The 22,994-nt window shown below is 75.4% G+C and carries 18 protein-coding genes and 2 pseudogenes; 17 read left to right on the forward strand and 3 right to left on the reverse strand.

Annotated features, from left to right (window positions below; translation table 11 throughout):
• The first annotated feature begins 79 nt into the window (after positions 1–79).
• From gatA to AB0J00_RS05215, 5 genes are read left to right on the forward strand one after another with little or no spacing between them, the layout of a single operon-like run.
• A complete protein-coding gene (gene gatA, locus AB0J00_RS05195) occupies positions 80–1,597 on the forward strand; it encodes an Asp-tRNA(Asn)/Glu-tRNA(Gln) amidotransferase subunit GatA (RefSeq protein ID WP_357741134.1) in 1,518 nt (505 codons plus the stop codon).
• Entirely contained in the window at positions 1,594–1,788 is a 195-nt protein-coding gene (locus AB0J00_RS05200; protein WP_357741136.1) for a hypothetical protein, read from the forward strand. The genes gatA and AB0J00_RS05200 overlap by 4 nt, the downstream gene beginning before the upstream one ends.
• Positions 1,789–1,790: 2 nt before the next feature.
• Positions 1,791–3,296 (forward strand): Asp-tRNA(Asn)/Glu-tRNA(Gln) amidotransferase subunit GatB, encoded by a 1,506-nt coding sequence (gene gatB / locus AB0J00_RS05205; RefSeq protein WP_357741139.1) that lies wholly within the window; start codon positions 1,791–1,793, stop codon positions 3,294–3,296.
• A 33-nt stretch (positions 3,297–3,329) separates the two neighbouring features.
• Positions 3,330–3,911, forward strand: coding sequence for a GNAT family N-acetyltransferase (locus AB0J00_RS05210; RefSeq protein WP_357741142.1), 582 nt, complete (start codon positions 3,330–3,332; stop codon positions 3,909–3,911).
• A 32-nt stretch (positions 3,912–3,943) separates the two neighbouring features.
• On the forward strand, positions 3,944–4,399 hold the full coding sequence (locus tag AB0J00_RS05215) for an SRPBCC family protein (protein ID WP_357741145.1): 456 nt from the start codon (positions 3,944–3,946) through the stop codon (positions 4,397–4,399).
• Here the strand turns inward: AB0J00_RS05215 and AB0J00_RS05220 are convergent.
• The gene (locus tag AB0J00_RS05220) at positions 4,388–5,560 is read right to left on the reverse strand and encodes a PQQ-dependent sugar dehydrogenase (RefSeq protein ID WP_357741148.1); all 1,173 of its coding nucleotides are present in this window, start codon (positions 5,558–5,560) and stop codon (positions 4,388–4,390) included. The genes AB0J00_RS05215 and AB0J00_RS05220 overlap by 12 nt on opposite strands.
• A 43-nt stretch (positions 5,561–5,603) precedes the next feature.
• Here AB0J00_RS05220 and AB0J00_RS05225 point away from each other — a divergent pair, with 43 nt between their 5' ends.
• A complete protein-coding gene (locus AB0J00_RS05225; RefSeq protein WP_357741150.1) occupies positions 5,604–6,557 on the forward strand; it encodes a 2-hydroxyacid dehydrogenase in 954 nt (317 codons plus the stop codon).
• Positions 6,558–6,628: 71 nt separating this feature from the next.
• On the opposite strand, the gene AB0J00_RS05230 is transcribed toward AB0J00_RS05225, so the two are convergent.
• Positions 6,629–7,465 (reverse strand): PaaX family transcriptional regulator C-terminal domain-containing protein, encoded by an 837-nt coding sequence (locus tag AB0J00_RS05230; protein WP_357741153.1) that lies wholly within the window; start codon positions 7,463–7,465, stop codon positions 6,629–6,631.
• A gap of 167 nt (positions 7,466–7,632) precedes the next feature.
• On the opposite strand from AB0J00_RS05230, the gene AB0J00_RS05235 reads away from it, so the two are divergent.
• The 6 genes and pseudogenes from AB0J00_RS05235 to AB0J00_RS05260 all read left to right on the forward strand — a co-directional run bounded on the left by AB0J00_RS05235 (position 7,633) and on the right by AB0J00_RS05260 (position 12,583).
• Positions 7,633–8,892 carry an ABC transporter substrate-binding protein gene (locus AB0J00_RS05235; RefSeq protein ID WP_357741156.1) on the forward strand — a complete coding sequence of 420 codons (1,260 nt, stop codon included), beginning with the start codon at positions 7,633–7,635 and terminating at the stop codon, positions 8,890–8,892.
• A gap of 85 nt (positions 8,893–8,977) precedes the next feature.
• Positions 8,978–9,706 (forward strand): annotated as a pseudogene (locus AB0J00_RS05240) (ABC transporter ATP-binding protein); the annotation flags it as partial.
• Between the two features lie 144 nt (positions 9,707–9,850).
• Positions 9,851–10,312: pseudogene (locus tag AB0J00_RS05245) on the forward strand (ATP-binding cassette domain-containing protein); the annotation flags it as partial.
• Between the two features lie 117 nt (positions 10,313–10,429).
• Positions 10,430–10,552 (forward strand): hypothetical protein, encoded by a 123-nt coding sequence (locus AB0J00_RS05250; protein WP_357741372.1) that lies wholly within the window; start codon positions 10,430–10,432, stop codon positions 10,550–10,552.
• Positions 10,549–11,439, forward strand: coding sequence for a branched-chain amino acid ABC transporter permease (locus AB0J00_RS05255; RefSeq protein WP_357741159.1), 891 nt, complete (start codon positions 10,549–10,551; stop codon positions 11,437–11,439). Before AB0J00_RS05250 ends, AB0J00_RS05255 begins: the two co-directional genes overlap by 4 nt.
• Positions 11,432–12,583: a branched-chain amino acid ABC transporter permease gene (locus tag AB0J00_RS05260; protein WP_357741162.1), complete on the forward strand. Its 1,152-nt coding sequence runs from the start codon at positions 11,432–11,434 to the stop codon at positions 12,581–12,583. The genes AB0J00_RS05255 and AB0J00_RS05260 overlap by 8 nt, the downstream gene beginning before the upstream one ends.
• A 13-nt stretch (positions 12,584–12,596) precedes the next feature.
• Here the strand turns inward: AB0J00_RS05260 and AB0J00_RS05265 are convergent, their stop codons facing one another.
• Positions 12,597–12,971: a PH domain-containing protein gene (locus AB0J00_RS05265; protein ID WP_357741165.1), complete on the reverse strand. Its 375-nt coding sequence runs from the start codon at positions 12,969–12,971 to the stop codon at positions 12,597–12,599.
• A gap of 96 nt (positions 12,972–13,067) precedes the next feature.
• Here AB0J00_RS05265 and ilvD point away from each other — a divergent pair, with 96 nt between their 5' ends.
• The 5 genes from ilvD to ilvN all read left to right on the forward strand — a co-directional run bounded on the left by ilvD (position 13,068) and on the right by ilvN (position 22,970).
• Positions 13,068–14,792 carry a dihydroxy-acid dehydratase gene (gene ilvD / locus AB0J00_RS05270; protein WP_357741168.1) on the forward strand — a complete coding sequence of 575 codons (1,725 nt, stop codon included), beginning with the start codon at positions 13,068–13,070 and terminating at the stop codon, positions 14,790–14,792.
• An 87-nt stretch (positions 14,793–14,879) separates the two neighbouring features.
• Positions 14,880–17,501, forward strand: coding sequence for an EAL domain-containing protein (locus AB0J00_RS05275; protein WP_357741170.1), 2,622 nt, complete (start codon positions 14,880–14,882; stop codon positions 17,499–17,501).
• On the forward strand, positions 17,498–20,233 hold the full coding sequence (locus tag AB0J00_RS05280; protein WP_357741173.1) for an EAL domain-containing protein: 2,736 nt from the start codon (positions 17,498–17,500) through the stop codon (positions 20,231–20,233). Before AB0J00_RS05275 ends, AB0J00_RS05280 begins: the two co-directional genes overlap by 4 nt.
• Positions 20,234–20,521: 288 nt before the next feature.
• Positions 20,522–22,438, forward strand: a complete 1,917-nt coding sequence (locus tag AB0J00_RS05285; protein ID WP_357741175.1) for an acetolactate synthase large subunit — start codon at positions 20,522–20,524, stop codon at positions 22,436–22,438.
• Between the two features lie 4 nt (positions 22,439–22,442).
• Positions 22,443–22,970 carry an acetolactate synthase small subunit gene (gene ilvN / locus AB0J00_RS05290; RefSeq protein ID WP_357741178.1) on the forward strand — a complete coding sequence of 176 codons (528 nt, stop codon included), beginning with the start codon at positions 22,443–22,445 and terminating at the stop codon, positions 22,968–22,970.
• The last annotated feature ends 24 nt before the right edge of the window (positions 22,971–22,994 follow it).

The raw sequence follows: 22,994 nt of genomic DNA on the forward strand, positions 1-22,994 counted from the left end.
TGACAGCCGCGGGAGCATCGCAGGGAGCGCCAGCGACCGAGGAGCGGACCGAGACGCGGAACCACGCCGGAGGCACCGAGTGAGCGACCTGACCACCAAGGACGTCGCCGAGCTGTCCCGGCTGCTCACCGCCGGGGAGGTCAGCGCCGTCGACGTGACCCGGGCCCACCTGGACCGCATCGCGGCCGAGGACGGCGCCCTGCACTGCTACCTGCACGTCGAGGACGAGGCCGCGCTCGCGCAGGCCGCCGCCGTCGACGAGGCCCGCGCCTCCGGCGCCGAGCTCGGCCCGCTGGCCGGTGTGCCGGTGGCGCTGAAGGACCTCGTGGTCACCGAGGGCGTGCCCACCACCAGCGGCTCGAAGATCCTCGAGGGCTGGCGGCCGCCGTTCACCGCGACGATCGCCTCGCGGCTGGCCGACGCCGGCACCGTGCTGCTCGGCAAGACCAACATGGACGAGTTCGCCATGGGGTCCTCCACCGAGAACTCCGCCTACGGCCCCACCCGCAACCCGTGGGACCTCGACCGCATCCCCGGCGGATCGTCGGGTGGCTCCTCGGCCGCGGTCGCGGGCTTCCTCGCGCCGTGGGCCATCGGCACCGACACCGGTGGCTCGATCCGCCAGCCGGCCGCCGTCACCGGCCTGGTCGGGCACAAGCCCACCTACGGCTCGGTCTCCCGCTACGGGCTCATCGCGTTCAGCTCCAGCCTCGACCAGGCCGGTCCGATGACCCGCACGGTGCTGGACTCGGCGATCATGCACGAGGTCATCGGCGGCCACGACCCGCGCGACTCGACCAGCATCAGCGGCCCGCTGCCGCGGCTGGCCGACGCCGCCCGGGCCGGCGCGTCCGGCGACCTGCGCGGCGTGAAGGTCGGCGTCGTCCGGGAGCTCGGCGGCGACGGCCACACCGACGGCTACGAGCGCGGCGTGCTCGACCGGTTCACCGAGGCCGTCGAGCTGCTCACCAAGCTCGGCGCCGAGGTCACCGAGGTCTCCTGCCCGTCGTTCAGCCTGGCGCTGCCGGCGTACTACCTGATCGCCCCGAGCGAGGCGTCGAGCAACCTGGCCCGCTACGACGGCGTCCGGTTCGGTCTGCGGGTCGGCGACGACGGCAGCCGCGACCTCGACGACGTCATGGCGCTGACCCGGGAGGCCGGCTTCGGCCCCGAGGTGAAGCGCCGGATCATCCTCGGCACCTACGCGCTGAGCTCGGGCTACTACGACGCCTACTACGGGCAGGCGCAGAAGGTCCGCACGCTCATCACCCGCGACTTCACCGCCGCGTTCGAGCACCTCGACGTGCTGGTCAGCCCGACCACGCCGAGCGTGGCGTTCCCGCTGGGCGCCCGCGTCGACGACCCGATCGCGATGTACGCCGCCGACCTCTGCACGCTGCCGGCCAGCCTCGCGGGGGTGCCGGCCACCTCGGTGCCGGTCGGCCTGTCCGACGGGCTGCCGGTCGGCCTGCAGGTGATGGCGCCGGCGCTCGCCGACGACCGCTGCTACCGGGTCGCCGCCGCGCTGGAGGCCGCGCAGGACAACGCCCGCGGGCACCGGCTGCTCGACGAGCTCCCGAAGCGGGCGACGGCGTGAACGGCATCACCAAGGCCACGCTGGCCCTCGCTGCGTTCGTCGTCGTCCTGGGCGCCGTGCTCTGGGTGACCACCGACCGGCCGTACTTCGCCGCGTTCATCGTGCTCGGCCTGGTGACCGGCGCGGGCGCCTGGTTCACCCGGCCCGCCGCCCCGTCCGCGGGCCGCACCACCCCTGAGGAGAAGAAGTGACCATGACGACCGGGGACCGGCTCGTCGACTTCGACGACGTGGTCTCCCGCTACGAGCCGGTCATCGGCCTGGAGACGCACGTCGAGCTGGGCACCGCCTCGAAGATGTTCTGCGGCTGCTCGACGACCTTCGGCGCCGAGCCGAACACCCAGACCTGCCCGGTCTGCCTCGGCCTGCCCGGCTCGCTGCCGGTGGCCAACGCCGCCGCGATCGAGGCGACCATCCGGATCGGCCTCGCGCTGGGCTGCCGGATCGCCAGCTGGTGCCGCTTCGCCCGGAAGAACTACTTCTACCCGGACATCCCCAAGGGCTTCCAGACCAGCCAGTACGACGAGCCGCTGTGCACCGCCGGGCACCTGGACGTCGAGGTCGACGGCGAGACCTACCGCGTGGAGATCGAGCGGGTGCACCTGGAGGAGGACACCGGCAAGAACCTGCACGTCGGTGGCTCGACCGGGCGCATCCAGGGCGCCGACCACTCGCTGGTCGACTACAACCGCGCCGGCATCCCGCTGGTGGAGATCGTCACCCGGCCCATCCCGGGCACCGGCGCGAAGGCCCCCGAGGTCGCCCGCGCGTACGTCACCGAGCTGCGGGAGATCCTGCTCGCGCTGGGGGTCTCCGAGGTGCGGATGGAGCAGGGCAACCTGCGCAGCGACGTCAACACCTCGCTGATGCCGGTCGGCAGCCTCGAGTGGGGCACCCGCACCGAGACCAAGAACGTCAACTCGCTGCGGTCGGTGGAGCGCGCCGTCCGGTACGAGATGCGCCGGCAGGCCGCCCTCCTCGACGAGGGCACGCGGATCCTGCAGGAGACCCGGCACTTCCACGAGGACACCGGGTCGACCGCCCCCGGTCGCAGCAAGGAGGAGGCGACCGACTACCGGTACTTCCCCGAGCCCGACCTGGTGCCGCTCGCGCCCGACGCCGACTGGGTGGAGGAGCTGCGCGCCGGGCTGCCCGAGCTGCCCGCCGCCCGCCGGGTGCGGCTGACCGAGGAGTGGGGCATCTCGGCCACCGAGATGCAGTGGCTGGCCAACGCCGGCGCCCTCGGCCTGGTCGAGCAGACCGTCGCCGCGGGTGCCACCCCCGCCGACGCCCGCAAGTGGTGGCTGGGTGACCTCGCCCGCCGCGCCAACGAGTCGGGCGCCGAGCTGACCGAGCTCGCCATCACCCCGGCGCAGGTCGCCGAGCTGGCCGGGCTCGTCACCGCCGGCACGATCAACGACAAGCTGGCCCGGCAAGTCCTGGACGGCGTGCTGGCCGGTGAGGGCGACCCGGCGAAGGTGGTCGAGGTCCGCGGGCTGGCCGTGCTGGGCGAGTCCGACGAGCTGGTCGCCGCCGTCGACGCGGCGATCGCCGGGGCGCCCGACGTCGTGGAGAAGGTCCGCGGCGGCAAGGTGCAGGCCCTGGGCGCCCTGGTCGGGGCGGTCATGAAGACCACCCGGGGCAAGGCCGACGCCGGCACCGTGAAGCGGATGCTCGAGGAGCGCGTGCTCGGCAGCTGACCCGGCGGCGCCGCGGGCCCCTACCGTGGGCCCGTGGCGCTGCCGCCGGTCGAACTCCGCCCGCTCACCCGGGCCGACCTCCCGCTCGTCTCGCGCTGGCTGGCCGAGCCCCTGGTGGCCCGGTGGTGGCACGACGACCCGTCGCCGGCGGCGGTCGAGGCGCAGTTCGGCCCGAGCATCGACGGCACCGACCCGACCCGGGTGTACCTGGGGGTGCGGGACGGCGAGCCGTTCGGGCTGGTGCAGGTGTACCGCTTCGCCGACGAGCCGGGGTACACCGCCGAGCTGGCCACCGTGTGCCCGGTGCCCGACGGCGCGTTGAGCATCGACTACCTGGTCGGCGAGCCCGGCGCCCGGGGCCGCGGGCTCGGGACGGCGATGATCGCCGCCGCCGTCGCCCGCGGGTTCGCCGACCACCCGGACGCGCAGGACGTGCTGGTGCCGGTGGCGCTGGGCAACGAGCGGTCCTGGCGGGCGCTGGAGCGGGCCGGGGCGACCCGGTACGCCGTCGGCGAGCTGGTGCCCGACAACCCGGTCGACCCCCGCGACCACGTCGTCCACCGGTTCACCCGTGCCCGCGGGGACGCCGCTGCAGCGCCGGCCGTGCCAGATTGAGCGGACCACCCGAGCGCAGGGGAGCGTGCCGCATGAGCGAGCCGTCGTCCATCGACCACCAGGCGCCGGTGCTGGCGCACCACGAGATCGACGTCGCGGCGCCGCTGGACGTCGTGTGGAGCCTGCACACCGACGTCAACGCCTGGCCCGGCTGGCAGACCGACATCACCGAGGCCCACCTCGAGGGCCCGCTGGAACGCGGGACGTCGTTCGCCTGGAGCAGCTCCGGGCTCCGGGTGACCTCCACCGTCTACGCGCTCACCGACCGCGCGCGGGTGCTGTGGGGCGGCACGGCGAACGGCATCACGGGCATCCACGAATGGCTGTTCGAGGAGACCCCCGCGGGCACGCACGTGGTGACGAACGAGTCGTTCAGCGGCGGCCTGGTGTCGGCGAACCCCCAGATGGCGCAGCAGATGCTCGACGCCTCGCTGGCGGGCTGGCTCGACTCCCTCAAGCGGGCCGCCGAGGCCCGGTCACAACGGTGAGCCGGAGCCCGCGTTCGGGGGCAGGATCCGCAGCACCTTGTCGTCGCGCTCGAGGGGCGTCCCGATGCCGTCGCGGTTCGAGGTGGTGATCCACAGCGCCCCGGCCTGGTCGACGGCGACGCTGCGCAGCCGGCCGTAGCGGTCGGCCACCAGCGACGTCGGGTCGCCGTCCGGCGCTCCCTGCGGGTCGAGCTCGACGGCGGTGACCCGTTTGCCGTCCAGCGCGCCGAGGAACACCGACGGGCCGCCGACCGCGCAGCCGCCGAGCCCGGCCTCGGCATCGGCCAGCTCGACGAGCGGGCGGGTGCCGCCGGGGGAGTAGTCGCGGCCGCTGGTGAGCGCGTCGAGCTCGTCGGGTCCCGAGCGGACCGCGTCGCTGGCGTACACCTGGTTGCTCGCGCCGACGCAGAGCCCGGTGACGTCGGAGTGCCCGCGGGTGAACACCGGCGACGGCCCGGCGGGGGTGCCGAACGCGTCGACGGCCAGCACCTTGCCGGCGAGCGACGCGGGGTCGGCGGCCAGCGCCGCGTCGCCGGTGTCGCCGGTGCCGATGTACAGCGTGCCGCCGGGGCCGAACAGCAGCCCGCCGCCGTTGCCCACCTCGCCGCGCGGGATGCCGGTGAACACCGGGTTCGGGGTGCCGCCGACCGGGAAGCGGACCACCCGGTTGTCGGTGGCGGTGGAGATGTAGGCGTAGACCAGCCGGTCCTCGACGTAGGTGGGCGAGACGGCCAGCCCGAGCAGGCCGCCGTCGCCCGCGGTGTCGATCCCGGGCACGGTCATGAGCACCCGGGCCGGGGAGCGGTCGGGGAACACCTGCAGCAGCCGGCCGGTGTCGCGCTCGCCGACGATCGCGGTGCCGTCGGGGAGCACCGCGATGCCGGTCGGCACCTCGAGGTCGGTGGCCAGCACGTTCGGGTCGTCGTCGCCCTGCTCCTGCTCGGAGCCCGGCGTCGACGGCTGGGTCGGCACCGGCGCCGGCGCGCTGGGCGCCGGGGGCGCCACCTGCGGCGGCTGGCCCTGCGGGACGTCGCGGAACGGGCCGGCGGGGGAGTAGCCGCCCCCGCACGCGGTCACCAGCGCCGCGACCGGCACCAGCGCCGCGAGCGCCGCCCGGCGCGCACGGCGGTGCGGACGCTGTGCCGCGGCCCGACGTCCCACCCCGACCACAGTACGGGGGCCGCGCGCCCTAGGGTCGGGAGCCGTGCCCGACGCAACCCCCGCCCCCGTGCTCCCGCTCGGCCCCGACGACACGCTCTCCGTGCTGGTGCCCTCCCGGGCCATCGCCGCGGCGGTCGAGGCGCTGTCGCCCCGGGTCCGCGCGCACCGCCTGGACCGGGAGACCGGCCTGCCCTCCGGCGACGCCACCGGGGCCCAGGTGCTGGTGCCCGCGGGCCCGCCGGCCGACGGGCTGTTCGACGCGCTGCCCGAGCTCCGGCTGGTGCAGCTGCTCAGCGCCGGCGCCGAGCAGTACGTCGGCAAGCTGCCCGAGCGGGTGACGCTGTGCAACGCCCGCGGCGCGCACACGCCGGCCACCGCGGAGTGGGCCGTGACCGCGCTGCTGGCGGCGCAGCGGGGCATCCCGTACTTCGTCCGCGAGCAGGACGCCGGCCGCTGGTCGCCGCGGACCGAGCACAGCCTGGCCGGCGCGCGGGTGCTCGTGGTGGGTGCCGGGGACATCGGGCAGGCCATCGGCCGGATGCTCGGCGGGTTCGGCTGCGAGCTCACCTGGGTCGCCCGCACCGCGCGGGACGGCGTGCACGGCACCGACGAGCTGCCCGCGCTGCTGCCGCACGCCGACGTGGTGGTGCTCATCCTGCCGGTCACCCCGGAGACCACCGGCCTGGTCGACGCCGCGTTCCTGGCCGCGATGAAGGACGACGCGCTGCTGGTGAACGCCGCCCGCGGGGTGGTCGTGGACACCGACGCGCTGGTGGCCGAGCTGCAGTCGGGCCGGCTGCGGGCCGCGCTGGACGTGACCGAGCCCGAGCCGCTGCCGGAGGGCCACCCGCTCTGGTCGGCGCCGGGCGTCCTCATCACCCCGCACGTGGGCGGCGCGGTGCCGGCCACCCAGGAGCGGGCGACCGCGGCGGTCACCGACCAGCTGCGCCGGGTGCTCGCCGGTGAGCCGCTGCAGAACGTCGTCCACGACTACTAGGAGGACCCCCTCGCCCCCACCGCTCGCAGGCTCGCGGCGGGCCCCTGCGAGCGGGCCGTGCCAGCACGTCCCTAGCCGAGCTCCGCGTCGAGCTGGCGCCGGGCGGCGGGCAGCAGGGCGGCCGCGCAGCGCTGGTAGGCGGCCGTGCTGCGGGTCGCCGGCCAGTCCGCGGGCAGGTGCGCCGCCGGGAGCCCCGGATCGGCCCGCAGCACCTGCAGCCAGTCGGCGCCCAGCAGGGTCATCTGGCTGAGCGCGTCGGCCTCCCCGGGGCCGGCCGCCCAGCGGCGGATGAACGCCTCGTGCTGCTCGCGGATCCGGTCGACCGGCCAGGCGCGGTGCACCAGCGCCGCCATGTCCACCCCGGGCAGCGGTGCGGCCAGGAACCACTCGGCCAGGCCGGCCACCTCGGTCAGCCCGGCGTCGGCGAACACGGCGGCGACGTCCACCGTCCCGGGCGCGATCCACAGCCCGTCGCGCACCCCGCCGAACCCGGCCCAGGTGAGCGCGGCACGCAGCTGGTGCCGCAGGTCCCGGCGGCTCTCCGGCATCGAGTAGCTGAGCAGCGTCCACTCCCCGCCGGGGTGGTCGAACGGCGTCCCGGCGTTGACCCGCGCCCCGGCCTTCGCCAGCAGCGTCTCGGCGGCCGGGGTCAGCGTGTAGGCGACGGTCCGGCCGGTCGGCGTCCGCGCCAGCAGGCCCTTGCGGGACATCCGGCTCAGCGTGGCGCGGGCCGCCGCCTCGGCCACGCCCAGGCTGCCGAGCAGCCGGAGCAGCACCGCGGCCGGCACCGGCGGGAGGTCGCGGCCCTCCACCAGCCCGCCCAGGAACGACAGCAGGAGCGCCTGCGGCCGGTGCCCGGCGGAGGCGTGGCCGGCCGGGGCCTGCTCGAGGTCGGGACCTGCGGTCACGCTGCCTCCTCCCGCCTGCCGGAACTGCTCGCGGTCACGGATGTGCCACGACGATGGACAGAGTCTTGACGCTCGTCACAGCTACTTCTACGTTGCGCGTGACCAGGCTCACAACCCCTTCCCGCCTCCTCTCGGGACCTTCTGTCATCGACGACAAGGAGCTCGCCATGAAGCACCGGACCAGGACCGCGCTGGCCGTCGCCGGCTGCGCCGCCCTGCTGGCGGCCTGCAGCACCCAGGCGCCGGAATCGAGCAGCGGCAGCGGTGGGGGTGCGGACGACGTCCGCACCGGCAACGGCGTCACCGACGACACCATCAACGTCGGCATCCTCACCGACCTCTCCGGCCCGTTCGCGGTGAGCGCGCCGCTGCACGTCACCCAGATCCAGGCCTACTGGGACCAGGTCAACAAGGACGGCGGGGTCTGCGGCCGCGACGTGAAGGTGCAGGTGCAGGACCACCAGTACGACCCGCAGCGGGCGGTCGCGCTGTACCGGAGCATGGCGCCGAACGTCGCGGCGCTGCAGCAGGTGCTCGGCTCGCCCGTGGTCGCGGCCCTGCTGCCGCTGGCCCAGGAGGACGACCTCTACGTCGGCGGCATGGGCTGGTCGAGCGTCGCGCTGAAGTACCCGAACGCGCAGATCCCCGGCTCGACCTACAGCATCGAGAGCGCCAACGGCATCGACTACCTCGTCGACGAGCTGGGCCTGAAGAAGGGCGACAAGGTCGGCGTCGTCTACTACGAGGGCGACCTCGGCGGGGACTCGCTGGCCGGCGCCGAGTACGCGGCCAAGCAGCGCGGCCTGGAGATCGTTCCCCAGCAGATCACCCCGCGGGACACCGACCTGTCCGCCCAGGCCTCGGCGCTGAAGCAGGCCGGCGTCTCGGCGGTGATCCTCGGTGCGGCGCCCGCGCAGCTGGCCTCGCTCGCCGGCGTCCTGGTGTCCCAGGGGCTCGACGTCCCGCTGCTGGGCAACTCGCCCACCTACGCGCCGTCGCTGCTGCAGGGCCCGTCCGGCCCGGCGATCCTGAAGAACTTCTACTTCCTGTCCAGCATCGCGCCCTACAGCGGTGACGAGCCGGGCGTGAAGGAGGCCGCCGCGCTGCACGAGGCGGCCGCGCCCGACAAGCCCAAGGGCTGGGAGATCCCGGCCGGCTCGGCCGAGGCGCTGCTGCTGAAGACCGCGATGGACAACGCCTGCAAGGACGGCGACCTCACGCCCGCGGGCATCGTGGCCGGGATCAAGAAGACCAAGGACCTCGACACCAAGGGCATCATCTCGGCGCCGCTGGACTACAGCAAGGAGGGCCAGCCGGCGACGCGGTCGATCTACCTGCTCCGCCCCGACGCCCAGGCCCCCGGCGGCCTGCGCATGGAGGCCACCCTCGAGGGCCCCAGCGCGAAGAGCTACACCTTCGGCGGCTGACGCCCGCTGCCCCGGCCCGGGCGCCCGCCCGGGCCGGGGCACCGCCGTGCCCGCCCGCCCCCGACCCCATCGCAGAGAGGCCCTCGTGCCCGATCCCCTCCTGACGGTCGACGACCTCGCCGTCAGCTACGGCGGCGCCGTCCAGGCGCTGCGCGGCGTCTCGCTGCACGTCGACGCCGGCTCCGTCGTCGCCGTGCTGGGCAGCAACGGCGCCGGCAAGACGACCCTGCTCCGCGCGGTGTCCCGGTCCCTGGCCAGCGTCGGCGGCGCGGTGACCGGCGGCCGGATCCGCTTCGACGGCGACGACCTCGCCCGCCGCGACGCCTCGTGGGCCGTGCGCGCCGGGCTCGTGCAGGTGCCCGAGGGGCGGCGCATCTTCCGCGACCTCACCGTCGAGGAGAACCTGCAGGCCGGCGGCTACACCGTCCGCGACGCCCGGGCCCGCCAGCAGGCGCACGACCGGGTGCTGGAGCTGTTCCCGGTGCTCGCCCGCCGCCGCAGCCAGCGCGGCGGCCTGCTGTCCGGCGGTGAGCAGCAGATGCTCGCCATGGGCCGGGCGCTGATGACCGCGCCCAAGCTGCTGCTGCTCGACGAGCCCTCGCTGGGGCTCGCGCCGCAGCTGGTCGAGCAGATCGGCGACATCATCACCCAGATCCACGCCCAGGGGACGTCGGTGCTGCTCATCGAGCAGAACGCGGCGATGGGCCTGCGGGTCGCCGACCGCGCCTACGTGCTGGAGACCGGCGCGGTCACCGCCTCCGGCCCGGCCGACGAGCTCGCGACCACCGACGAGATCCGCAGCCGCTACCTCGGCGTGGCCGAGTCGCCGCCGGTCGCCGGCGACCAGCGCGCCGCGGTCGTCGCCGGCGGCGCCGGCACCGGGAGGGGCACCGCGCGGCAGCTGACCATCGACGGGCTGACCGTCCGCTTCGGCGGGATCACCGCGCTGTCCGACGTCTCGTTCACCGTGGAGGCCGGCACCGTCCAGGCGCTGATCGGGCCCAACGGGGCGGGCAAGTCGACCTGCATCAACGTGCTGGGCGGCGCCTACCGGGCGACCAGCGGCACGGTCCGGTACGGCGACGTGGAGATCACCTCGAGCCCGCCGCACCGGCTGGCCGGGCTCGGCGTCGCCCGCACCTTCCAGAACATCTCGCTGGCGCTCGAGCAGACCGTCGAGGAGAACCTGCTCGTCGGCCGGCACCACCTGATGCGCTCCGGCGCGGTGTCCGACGCGCTGCGGCTGCCCCGCGCGCGCCGGGAGGAGCGGGAGCACCGGGAGGTGGTGCACCGGACGGCGGAGCTGCTGGGCATCGAGCGGCTGCTGCAGCGCGAGGTGCACACGCTGTCCTACGGCGACCGCAAGCGCGTGGAGCTCGGCCGGGCGCTGACCGCCGAGCCGAGCCTGCTGCTGCTGGACGAGCCGGTCGCCGGCATGACCCACGGGGAGTCGGTGGACATGGCCGCCGCGATCAAGGCGGTGCAGCAGGAGCTGCGGCTGTCGGTGCTGCTCGTCGAGCACGACATGCCCTTCGTGATGGGCCTGGCCGACCGGGTCACGGTCCTGGACTTCGGCAAGCGCATCGCCGACGGCACCCCGCAGGAGGTCCAGCAGGACCCCGAGGTGCTGCGCGCCTACCTCGGGACGGAGGCGGCATGAGCTACTTCCTCACGCAGCTGGCCAACGGCATCTCCTACGGGCTGATCCTCGGCCTGATCGCCGTCGGCTTCGTCATCGTGTTCACCGCGACCGGGGTGCTGAACTTCGCCCACGGCTCGGTGCTGCTGACCGGCGCCTACCTGGTCGCGGTGCTCAAGGACCCGATCGGGTTCTGGCCCGCGGTCGTCGTCGGCGTGGCCGGTGCCGCACTGCTCGCGGTGCTGGTCAACGCCCTGCTGGTGCGCCACCTCGCCGAACCCGACCCGGGGACGGCGGCGATCCTCACCCTCGCCGTCGAGGTGCTCGTGCTGACCGAGCTGACCCGGCGGATCGGCAACCGGGTGCTCAGCATCGACGCCCCGTGGGGCGCGGACACGGTGAGCATCGGGCCGGTCAGCCTGCCCACCAGCCGCGCCGTCGCCGCCGGGGTGGCCGTGGTCGCGTTCGCCCTGCTGTGGTTCCTGTTCGCCCGCACCCGGGCCGGCGTGGGCATGCGCGCGGCGGCCGCCGACGGCGACACCGCCTCGCTGATGGGCATCCGGCTCTCCCGCACCGGTGCGACCGGCTGGGCGCTGGCCGGCGCGCTCGCCGCGCTGGCCGGCATCTTCCTCACCTCGTTCCCCGCGCCCGGGGTGGCCCCGAGCGTCGCGCTCACCGCGCTGGCCGCCATCCCGGCCTGGGTGCTGGGTGGCTTCGACTCCGTGGTCGGGGCGATCGTCGGCGGCCTGGTCATCGGCATCGCGGTGGCCATGGTGGTCGGCTACGAGTCGCACCTGGACTTCCTCGGCCGGGGCCTCGGCGAGGTCGTGCCGTACGTGGTGATGATCCTCGTCCTGCTCATCCGGCCCCAGGGGCTCTTCGGCCGCAAGGAGGCCGTCCGTGTCTGACCTCGTCCGGCGGGTCCCGGTGCTGCTCGCGCTGCTGCTCGCGCTGGCCTGCCCGCTGTTCTTCAACGACTTCTGGCTGCAGACCGGGCTGTTCTCGATGGCGGCGATCGTCGCGGCGATCGGCCTGACGCTGCTGGTCGGCACCGCCGGTCAGCTGTCGCTGGGGCACGCGGCGTTCGCCGCGGTCGGCGCCTACACCTACGCGTGGGCGGCCGGCCCCAGCGACGGCGAGGCGGCCGGGGCCGGGCTGCCCCCGCTGCTCGCGCTGGTCCTGGCCGGCCTCGTCGCCGCGGCGGCCGGTGCGCTGTTCAGCCCCATCTCGGGTCGGCTGCGCGGCATCTACCTGGGCCTGGCCACCCTGGGCCTGGTCTTCATCGCCCGGCACCTGATGCTCAACGCCGAGGACCTCACCGGCGGCTTCAACGGCCGCAGCGTCGAGCCGCTCGCCGTCCCGGGGTTCAGCTTCAGCAACCACGACCCCGACTACCTGGCGGTGGCCGGCGTGCAGTTCTCCGGGCTGCACCGGCTCTGGTACGTCTTCCTCGTCATCGCGGTGGCCGCGGCGTGGATCGGCCGCAACCTGCGGGCCAGCCGCACCGGCCGCGCGTGGGCCAACGTCCGCGACAGCGAGACGGCGGCCGCGGCGATGGGCGTGCACGTCGCCCGGTCCAAGGCCACCGCGTTCGTCGTCTCGTCGGCCTACGCCGGCATCGGCGGGGCGCTGATGGCGCTGGCCTACGGCCGGATCGCGCCGGACGTGTTCACCTTCCAGCTCTCGATCGACTTCCTCATCATGATCGTGCTCGGGGGGCTGGGCACCATCACCGGCGCGGCCATCGGCGCGGTGTTCGTCGTGACCCTGCCGCTGGTGCTGGTGCAGTACAGCGGCGAGCTGCCGTTCCTGGCGCTGCCCGGCTCCGGCGGGGTCGACGCGGCCACCCTGGCCCGCTTCCTCTACGCCGGCGCGATCATCGCCGTCCTGCTGTTCCTCCGCGGTGGGCTGATGGGCGGTCTGCGCCGGCTGCGGCGCCGCCCGGCGCCGCCGGGGGCGGGGCTGCCGCCGGTGGCCGGGCCGGCCACCGGGGCCGACGCTGCTCCCGAGCCGGTGCGGCCGGGGGTGCCCACGGCGTCGGAGTCCGGCTGAGCGGGGGAGGGGGTCAGGGAGCGGGGATCCGCCCGCCGGACACCGAGCTGAGCAGCGGCAGGTCCCGCACCCGCAGCGAGGGCAGCCGCAGCTCGGTGCCGGCGGTGGTGACCAGCCACAACTCCGAGCGCCGGCCGACCCGCAGGCCGGCCACCCGGTCCCAGGGCACGGTGCGCGTACCGGCCAGCGACCGGGCGGTCACCCCGGCGTCGTCGACGTCCACGCCGGTGCGCAGCACGCCGGCCGCCAGGACGGCCGGGACCACGAGCACGAGCAGCAGCCACGGGGTGGCCGCCGACAGCGGCAGCAGGCAGACGGCGAACGCCCAGACCGGCAGCAGCCAGGTGCGGTTCATCCGCAACCGGGCGGGCGTGCTCGGCGGGGTCACGCGACCATCCTCCCAGAGTCCCGCGGTCTCCCACTGGATGGGACGCCCGTACCAGTTCCGGGACCCGGACGCGACCGCGGCATAGCATCGCCCGACGTGACGACCGTCGAGAACCGACCCGACAGCTCCGCCTCCGGTGCCGCCCCCGGCGTGGACATCAAGCCGCGCAGCCGGGACGTGACCGACGGCGACGCCAAGGCGCCCGCCCGGGCCATGCTCCGCGCGGTGGGCCTCGGCGACGACGACTTCGCCAAGCCGCAGATCGGCGTCGCGTCGTCCTGGAACGAGATCACCCCCTGCAACCTCTCGCTGGACCGGCTGGCCAAGCGGGCCAAGGAGGGCGTGTTCGCCGCCGGCGGCTACCCGCTGGAGTTCGGCACCATCTCGGTGTCCGACGGCATCTCCATGGGCCACGAGGGCATGCGCGCCTCGCTGGTCTCCCGCGAGGTCATCGCCGACTCGGTCGAGACGGTCATGTTCGCCGAGCGGCTGGACGGCTCGGTGCTGCTGGCCGGCTGCGACAAGTCGCTGCCCGGCATGCTCATGGCCGCCGCCCGGCTGGACCTGGCCAGCGTCTTCCTCTACTCCGGCTCCACGCTGCCGGGGAAGCTCGGCGACAAGGACCTCACGCTCATCGACGTGTTCGAGGGCGTCGGCGCGTGCGCCGCCGGGAAGATCACCCGCGACGAGCTCACCGCGATCGAGAAGAACGCCTGCCCGGGCATGGGCTCCTGCGGTGGCATGTACACCGCCAACACGATGGCCAGCGTCGCCGAGGCGCTGGGCATGAGCCTGCCCGGCAGCGCCGCCCCGCCGGCGCCCGACCGCCGCCGCGACGAGTACGCGGTGAAGTCCGGCGAGGCCGTCGTGGAGCTGCTCCGCCGCGGGATCACCGCCCGGCAGATCATGACCAAGGAGGCGTTCGAGAACGCCATCACCATCGTCATGGCGCTGGGCGGCTCGACCAACGCGGTGCTGCACCTGCTGGCCATCGCCCACGAGGCGGAGGTCGAGCTGACCCTCGACGACTTCAACCGGATCGGCGACCGCACGCCGCACCTGGCCGACGTCAAGCCGTTCGGCCGGTTCGTGATGACCGACGTCGACCGGGTCGGCGGCGTCCCGGTCGTGCTGCGGGCGCTGCTGGACGCCGGCCTGCTGCACGGCGACACGCTCACCGTGACCGGGAAGACGATGGCCGAGAACCTGGCCGACATCGCCCCGCCGGACCTCGACGGCACGATCATCCACGCGATGAACGACCCGATCCACCGCACCGGCGGGCTGACCATCCTGCGCGGCTCGCTGGCCCCCGAGGGCGCGGTCGTGAAGAGCGCCGGGTTCGACACCGACGTCTTCGAGGGCACCGCCCGGGTCTTCGACGGCGAGCAGGGCGCGATGGACGCCGTCACGGAGGGCACGCTGGAGGCCGGCGACGTGGTGGTCATCCGCTACGAGGGCCCCAAGGGCGGGCCGGGCATGCGCGAGATGCTCGCCGTCACCGGTGCCATCAAGGGTGCCGGGCTGGGCAAGGACGTCCTGCTGCTCACCGACGGCCGGTTCTCCGGCGGCACCACCGGCCTGTGCGTCGGCCACGTGGCCCCCGAGGCCACCGACGGCGGCCCGATCGCGTTCGTGCGGGACGGCGACCGCATCCGGCTGGACCTCGCCGCCCGCACCATGGACCTGCTGGTCGACGACGACGAGCTCGCCCGCCGCAAGGAGGGCTGGACGCCGCCGCCGCCGCGCTACACCAAGGGCGTGCTGGCGAAGTACGCCAAGCTGGTGAGCTCCGCGGCCACCGGCGCCGTCTGCGGCTGACCCCCGCCACCGCGCCGTACCGCCCTTCCGGGTGAGGTGCGGCGCGGTGGCCTGCGGTCGGGGGCCCCGGCGGCCGACATCTCCGGGGTGGAGCAGAGACGCCGGTACGCCGCCGCGGGGTGGTTGCCGGCCGCACCGGCGCTGACCGGGGCGGCCGGTGGCACCAGCCCGCTCGCCGCCGACCTCCTGCTGCTGCTCGCCGCCGTGCTCACCGCCGGCGTCCTCTGGCGCCGCGGCCGCCGGGTCTGCCGCGGTCTGCGCGGGTGGACGCTGCTGGCCGTCGCGGTGGTCGTCGGCGTGCTGTCCCACGCCCTCGCCCAGTGGCTGTGGCCCGGGCCGAGCGGCGTGCTGCTGGCCCCCGCCCGGCTGCTGGTGCCCCTGCCGGCGCTGCTGCTCGCCCTCGCCGGCGTGCTGACCCTGCCCAGCGGGGCCGCCCTCCGCCGCGCCGGCGGCCGGCTGCTCACCGGCACCGCGCTCTTCGGCAGCGCCACCGTCGTCCTCGGCCAGGTGCTGGTCGTCGGCCCCGCGCTGCACGGCGACGGCTCCCCGCCCGTCTCCCGCCTCGCCCTCGAGCTCTCCTGCGGCGCCACTGCCGTGCTGCTGACCGCCGTGCTGGTGGTGGTCACCGTGTCCGCCGGACCCCGGCGGACCTCCGGTGCGCTGCTGCTGGCCGCGGCCGGCGCCGAGGCCACCGCGCACGGGCTGGCCGTGGTCGGCGCGCAGCGCGACGTGCCCGGCCTCGCCGTCCTCGTCCCCGCCGCCCAGCTGGCGGCGCTTCTCCTGCTGTCCCTGGCCGCGCGGCGCGACCCGGGCCGGGCGGCCGTCACCCGGCGGACCGGGCCGGGTCTGGCCGGCCAGCTGCTGCCGCACCTGGTGATGGCGGCCGCGGTGCTGCTCTACGCCGGCGCCGCGCTGCTCGGGGCCGCCCCCACCGGGGTCGCCGCGCTGGCGGCGTCCGCCGCCGTCGTGCTCACCGCCGTGCACCGGGTGCTCAGCGCCCGGCACGAGGCCCGGGTCGCGACCCGGCTGCGCAGCAGCGAGGCCTACTTCCGCTCGCTGGTGCGCGCCAGCACCGACGCGGTGCTCATCCTCGACCCCGACCTGACCGTCACCTGGGCCCCGCCGTCGCTGGCGGGCGGCCCGGCGCTCACCGGCGCCCCGCTGCCGGACGCCGTCCACCCGGACGACGCCGCCGCGGTGCGCGACTGGCTGACCGGCGCGGCCCCCACCGGGCTGCGCACCTTCCGGCTCCCCGGCGGCACCGGCTCCTGGCGCGTGCTCGAGGCGGGGGTGACCGACCTGCGCGACGACGCCGACGTGCGCGCCCTGGTGCTGCACTGCCGCGACGTCACCGCCCGGCTGCACCGCGAGGGCGAGCTGCGGTCCCTGGCCTTCACCGACCCGCTGACCGGGCTGCCCAACCGCGCCGCGCAGACCGCGGCGCTGACCGCCCGGCTCGCGCAGCCGGCGCCCGCCGCCGGCGGCGGGCTGCTGGTGCTCGAGCTGTGCGGCCTGCGCGAGGCGCAGGCCGACGCCGGCCGCGACGTCGGCGAGGTGGCCCTGACCGAGGTGGCCCGGCGGCTGCGCGCGACCGTGCGCGGCGACGACCAGGTCGCCCGGGTCGGCACCGAGCTGTTCGGCGTGCTGGCGGAGGGGGCCGACGACGAGCTCGACCGGCTGGCCGCCCGCTGCCTGTCGGCCATCGAGCAGCCGCTGGTCACCGAGCTGGGCCTGCTGGACCTCACCGCCGTCGTCGGCCTCGTGCCGCTGACCGCCGGGCTGACCGCCGCGGACGCCGTCGACCGCGCCGAGCTCGCCGTCGCCGACGCCCGCACGGCCGGGCCGGGGGCGGTGCGCCGCTGGCGCCTGGAGCTCGGCGCCGCCCGCGACCGCCGCGAGGCGCTGCGGCGCGACCTGGTCGGCGCCCGCGAGCGCGGCGAGCTGAGCGTCGTCTGGCAGCCCGTGGTCGCGCTCGCCGACTCCCGGGTGACCGGGGTCGAGGCGCTGCTGCGCTGGCAGCACCCCACCCTGGGCGAGGTGCTGCCCGAGGAGTTCCTCCCGGTCGCCGAGCAGGCGGGCCTCGTGCTCGACCTGCAGCGCTGGGTGTTCGCCGAGACCACCCGCGACGCGCTGACCCTCCCGGAGGTCGAGGGCCCGCTGACGCTGGCCGTCAACGTCTCCGTGCGGCACCTGGCCGCCGGCACCCTCGTCGGCGACGTCGGCGCCGCGCTGCGGGCGAGCGGCCTGCCCGCGCAGCGGCTGCAGATCGAGATCACCGAGTCGGCGCTGCTGACCGAGGGCGCCGCCGCCGACGCGGTCGCCGCCGACGTCGCCGCGCTGCGGCTGATGGGCGTGCGGGTCGCGCTCGACGACCTGGGCCGCGGCTGGGCCGCGCTGCCGCAGCTCGCCCGGGTACCGGTCGACGTGGTGAAGCTCGACCCCGGTTTCCTGGCCCGGATCGACCGGGACGCCGTGGTGCGCGCGCTGTGCGAGTCGGTGGTCCGGCTGGCCGACGGGCTCGGCATGGACGTCGTCGCCGAGGGCATCGAGTCGACCAGCCAGCTGGCCGCCGTCCAGGCCGCCGGCTGCACCGCCGCCCAGGGCTTCCTGCTGGCCCGGCCGCTGCCGCTGCCGGCGCTGCGCACGCTGCTGGTCGACAACGCCGGGCTGCTGTGGCCCGGCCTGGCCGGCCGGGTCGGCGCCCGGTGACCGGCACCGCCCAGGGCCCCGACGACGACGCGCGCTGGCGGACCGGGCGGCTGACCGCCGGCCTGGCCGCGCTGGCCGGGGCCGGGGGTGCCGCGGTCCTGCTGGTGCCCGGCTGGTCGGCGCACGGCGGGCCGGTCGTGCTCAGCGGGGCCACCGCGGCCGTCGCCGTCCTGGCCGCCCGGCACGCCCGCCGGCTGGACGCCGCGGCGCGGCCCGTGTGGCGTTCCTCCGTCGTCGTCCTCGGCATGCTGGCGCTCGGCCAGCTGGTCCGGGGCCTGCTCGGCGCCGGGGTCGACCCGGTCGCTACCGGCCCTGCCGACCTGGTGCTGGCCGCCACCGGCCCGGCCACCGTGCTGCTGTGCGCCCAGCTGGTCCGGGGCAGCGGCGGCCGGCTGCGCGCCCCGGTGGTGCTGGACGCGACCGTCGCGCTGCTCGCGCTCGGCGTGCTCGTCGAGTTCCTCGTGCCCGCCGCGCCGGCGACCGATCCGCTGCTGACCGTCGGCTACCCGGCCGTGACCGCCGTGCTGCTGGCCGTCGGGCTGGTGACCTTCGCCGGCGTCGGGCCGGCCCGCCGGGCCTCGGCCGGCTGGCTGCTGCTGTGCTTCGCCGCGCTGGCCGTCGTCCTCGCCAGCGGCTCGCTGGCTGCGGTGCACCCGGCGCCGGTGCTGGACCTGGTGACCTCGACGGCCTACCTGGCGGTGCTCGGCGCGGGCGCCCGGGCCCTCGCCAGCCACCCCGGTCCCCGCCGCCCCGGCGAGGAGCGCGAGCCGGCCGCCATGCCGCTGGCCGGGGTGGTGGTCAGCTACTGCCTGGCCTTCGGCGTCGTGGTGCTGCTGATGGCCGGCTGGGCCGCCGGCCGGCCGGTCGGCGCGGTCGAGTCCGCGGCGACCGTCGCGCTGCTGGTGCTCACCCTGCTGCGCACCCTGCTCTGGGCGGCCGACACCGCCCGGCTGACCCGCCAGGTGCAGCGCACCGAGAGCTACTTCCGCGCGCTCGTCGACACCGGCGCCGACCTGACCATCGTGCTCGACGCGGAGCACCGCTTCACCTGGGTCTCCAGCGCGGGTCGCACGCCGGCCAACTGGACGGCGCGCGAGCTCCAGGGGCGCCCGCTGGTCGGCAACGTGCACCCCGACGACCGGGGCGACCTGCTGCGCGCGCTCGACCGGGCCGGGGAGCCGGGCGCGGCGCGCGGGGAGGGCTTCCGGCTGCGCACCCGGGACGGGGGGTGGCGCGCCTTCGAGATCGTGCACGTCGTGACCGGTGCGGCCCTGCGGCAGGCGGGCGCGGACGCCGGGCTCGTACTGCACCTGCGCGACGTCGACGGCCGGCGCAGCAGCCGGCAGGAGCTGGAGCGGCTGGCCTACACCGACTACCTCACCGGCCTGCCCAACCGCGCCCGGCTGATGGAGGCGCTGGCCACCGCCCGCGGCCGCGCCCAGCGCGGCGCCCCCTCGTGCCTGCTGATGCTGGACCTCGACGGCTTCAAGGCGGTCAACGACGTGGCCGGCCACGAGGCCGGCGACCTCCTGCTGGTCGAGGTGGCCGAGCGGTTGCGGGTCACCGTCCGCGACGTCGACCTGGTCGGCCGGCTCGGCGGCGACGAGTTCGCGGTGCTGGTCGGCGCGGACCTGGACGAGGCGACGGCGCTGGGGGAGCGGCTGATCGCCGCGCTCGCCGGCGTGCACCGCGCCGTCCCGACCGCGGGCCCCGACCCGGACCTGGTCTTCGACGTCTCCTGCAGCGTCGGGGTGACCGAGCTGTCGCCGGCCGACGACGTGGCCACCACGATCCGGCAGGCCGACCTGGCGCTGCGCGCGGCCAAGGCCGCCGGCAAGGGCCGGGTCCGCCGGCACGGCGACACCGCCGACGCGGCCACCGCACGGCGCACCCGCCTGGCCCGCGACCTGCCCGAGGCGCTGGCCACCGGCCAGCTCCGGCTGGTCTACCAGCCGGTCGCCGGGCTGCTGGAGCGCCGCGTGCTGGGCATCGAGGCGCTGGTCCGCTGGGACCACCCGGTGCTCGGCCAGGTCTCGCCGGAGGAGTTCGTGCCGCTCGCCGAGGACGACGGCCTGATCGTCCCGCTGCAGCGCTGGGTGCTGGAGACCGCCACCACCGAGCTCGCCGGTCTGCTGGCCGAGGGCCGGGACCTGCGGCTCGGCGTCAACATCAGCGTCCGCCACCTGCAGGCCGGGTGCCTGGTGCCCGACGTCGCCACGGCGCTGTCCCGCTCCGGGCTGCCGGCCGACCGGCTGATGCTGGAGGTCACCGAGTCGCTGTTCATCGGCGAGCTGGACCGGGCCGACGGCGACCTGACGGTGCTGCACGACCTGGGCTGCGTCATCTCGCTGGACGACTTCGGGCGCGGCTACTCGACCTTCGCCTACCTCGCCCGGCTGCCGGTCGACGTGCTGAAGATGGACCGGGAGTTCCTCGCCGGCATCGGCACCGACCCGCGCAGCGCCGCCCTGGTGCGCAGCGTCATCGAGCTGGGCCGGTCGCTGGGCATCGACGTGGTCGCCGAGGGCGTCGAGACGCCGACGGAGCTCGCCGCGCTGCGCACGCTGGGCTGCCGGTTCCTGCAGGGCTACCTGCTGGGCCGGCCGACGCCGCCGGACCGGCTGCGGGCCGTGCTGGACGGCTTCGACGCCGGCCTGCTGGACGCCGGGACGCCGCCCGCGACGCTGCTCGCGGCGCCCGGTGAGCGGGTGGCGGAGCAGGCGTCGGCCTGACCCGTCCCAGGTTCTGCGCATCGCTGTCCCAACACGTGGAACGCAGATGTTGACGCACCCCGGTCGGGAGGCGCACAGTGTGGGCGTGCTGCGCGCCCGCCTGCTCTCCACCCCCGGACTCCCCGTCCTGGGTCTCGTAGTCCTCGCCTAGCGCGCCGGTCACCACCGACCGACGCGCCACCCCTCCGTGCCAGCGGCACGAGGGGTTTTTTGTTGGCCGGGGACCCGCCCGGCCGCCCCGGCAGACGTGCGCACCGCACTCCACCCGCGCCCAGGGAGACCTCGAAGATGAGCACCACCAGCAGCGTCGGCCGCTCCGGTCAGACCACGGCCCCGGCCACCACGCCCGAGTCCGCCGGCCCCACCGCGGCCGCCGCCCAGTCCACCGCCGGCGTCGAGTCCACCGCCCGCTCGGTCGCGGCCGCCGCCCACCGCCCGGCCACCGGCATCACCGGCGCGCAGAGCCTCGTGCGCTCGCTCGAGGCGGTCGGCGTCGACGTCGTCTTCGGCATCCCCGGCGGTGCGATCCTCCCGCTCTACGACCCGCTCTTCGACTCCTCGGTCCGGCACGTGCTGGTGCGGCACGAGCAGGGGGCCGGCCACGCCGCGACCGGCTACGCGCAGGCCACCGGCCGGGTCGGCGTCTGCATGGCCACCTCGGGGCCGGGCGCCACGAACCTCGTCACCCCGCTGGCCGACGCCTACATGGACTCGGTGCCGGTGGTCGCGATCACCGGTCAGGTCGCCAGCTCGCTGATCGGGACCGACGGGTTCCAGGAGGCCGACATCCGCGGCATCACGATGCCGATCACCAAGCACAGCTTCCTGGTCACCTCGGCCGACGAGCTCCCGCAGCGGATCGCCGAGGCCTTCCACCTGGCGAGCACCGGGCGGCCGGGGCCCGTGCTGGTCGACGTCCCCAAGGACGTCCTGCAGGCGACCACCGACTTCAGCTGGCCGCCGCGGATCGACCTGCCCGGCTACAAGCCGACCACCCGCCCGCACGGCAAGCAGGTCCGGGAGGCGGCCGCGCTGATCGCCGGCGCCCGGCAGCCGGTGCTCTACGTCGGCGGCGGCGTGCTCAAGGCCCACGCCACCGACGAGCTGGCCGAGCTGGCCGAGCTGACCGGCGCCCCGGTGGTCACCACGCTGATGGCGCGCGGCGCCTTCCCCGACAGCCACCCGCAGAACCTGGGCATGCCCGGCATGCACGGCACCGTCGCGGCGGTCACCGCGCTGCAGAAGGCCGACCTGCTCATCACCCTGGGCGCGCGCTTCGACGACCGGGTGACCGGCCAGCTGTCCAGCTTCGCCCCCGACGCGGCGGTCATCCACGCCGACATCGACCCGGCAGAGATCGGCAAGAACCGCCGGGCCGACGTCCCGATCGTGGGCGACGCCAAGGCGACGATCGCCGAGCTGGTCACCGCGGTGCGGGCCGAGCACGACGCCGGCCGCACCCCGGACCTCACCGCCTGGTGGGCGCAGCTCGACGACTGGCGGGCGCGGTACCCGCTGGGCTACGACTGGCCCGAGGACGGCTCGCTGTCCCCGCAGTACGTCATCGAGCGGCTGGGGAAGATCGCCGGCCCGGACACCATCTACACCTCCGGCGTCGGCCAGCACCAGATGTGGGCCGCGCAGTTCATCGACTACGAGAAGCCGGGCACCTGGCTCAACAGCGGCGGCCTCGGGACCATGGGCTACTCGGTGCCCGCGGCGATGGGCGCCAAGACCGGCTGCCCGGAGACCACGGTGTGGGCGATCGACGGCGACGGCTGCTTCCAGATGACCAACCAGGAGCTGGCCACCTGCGCGATCGAGGGCATCCCGATCAAGGTCGCCGTGATCAACAACGGCAACCTCGGCATGGTCCGGCAGTGGCAGACCCTCTTCTACGAGGGCCGGTACTCCAACACCAAGCTGCACCCCCAGAACCCCGACGGCACCCCGAAGCCGGTGCGCATCCCCGACTTCGTCGCGCTCGCCGAGGCACTGGGCTGCGTGGGCCTGCGGTGCGAGAGCAAGGACGACGTCGACGCCGTGATCGAGAAGGCCATGGCGATCACCGACGCCCCGGTCGTGATCGACTTCATCGTCGGCTCGGACGCGCAGGTGTGGCCGATGGTCGCCGCCGGCGCGAGCAACGACGACATCCAGGCCGCCCGCGGGCTGCGCCCCGACTTCAACGACAGCCAGGTGTGAACCGATGACCCGACACACGCTCTCCGTCCTGGTCGAGAACAAGTCCGGCGTGCTCGCCCGGGTCTCGGCGCTGTTCAGCCGGCGCGGGTTCAACATCGAGTCCCTCGCCGTCGGCCCGACGGAGAACCCGGACCTCTCCCGCATGACGATCGTCGCCGACGCGGAGAGCCAGCCGCTGGAGCAGATCACCAAGCAGCTGAACAAGCTGATCGAGGTGATCAAGATCGTCGAGCTCGACACCGTGGCCGTGCAGCGCGAGCTGCTGCTGGTGAAGGTGCGGGCGCCGCTGGCCGAGCGGGCGCAGGTGCTGCAGACCGCGGAGCTGTTCCGCGCCCGGGTCATCGACGTCAACACCGAGACGGTCACCCTCGAGGCGACCGGCACCTCGGAGAAGCTGCAGGCACTGCTCGCGGTGCTGGCCCCCCTGGGCATCAAGGAGATGGCCCAGTCCGGCACCGTGGCACTCGGCCGGGGACCCCGGTCGATGAGCGGCTCCGGCGGGCTCCGCCCCGTCGAGCAGCGCTCTGCTTGAGTTCGCACCACCACCCCAACCGCT

Origin of the sequence: Modestobacter sp. NPDC049651, assembly GCF_040659695.1 — a bacterium.
Taxonomy (GTDB): Bacteria; Actinomycetota; Actinomycetes; order Mycobacteriales; family Geodermatophilaceae; genus Modestobacter.

Coding starts and splice junctions, on each gene's coding strand:
- gatB (WP_357741139.1), top strand. CDS start 1,791: ATGACGACCGGGGACCGGCTCGTCGACTTCGACGACGTGGTCTCCCGC.
- AB0J00_RS05215 (WP_357741145.1), top strand. CDS start 3,944: ATGAGCGAGCCGTCGTCCATCGACCACCAGGCGCCGGTGCTGGCGCAC.
- AB0J00_RS05235 (WP_357741156.1), top strand. CDS start 7,633: ATGAAGCACCGGACCAGGACCGCGCTGGCCGTCGCCGGCTGCGCCGCC.
- AB0J00_RS05250 (WP_357741372.1), top strand. CDS start 10,430: ATGGGCCTGGCCGACCGGGTCACGGTCCTGGACTTCGGCAAGCGCATC.
- AB0J00_RS05255 (WP_357741159.1), top strand. CDS start 10,549: ATGAGCTACTTCCTCACGCAGCTGGCCAACGGCATCTCCTACGGGCTG.
- AB0J00_RS05285 (WP_357741175.1), top strand. CDS start 20,522: ATGAGCACCACCAGCAGCGTCGGCCGCTCCGGTCAGACCACGGCCCCG.
- ilvN (WP_357741178.1), top strand. CDS start 22,443: ATGACCCGACACACGCTCTCCGTCCTGGTCGAGAACAAGTCCGGCGTG.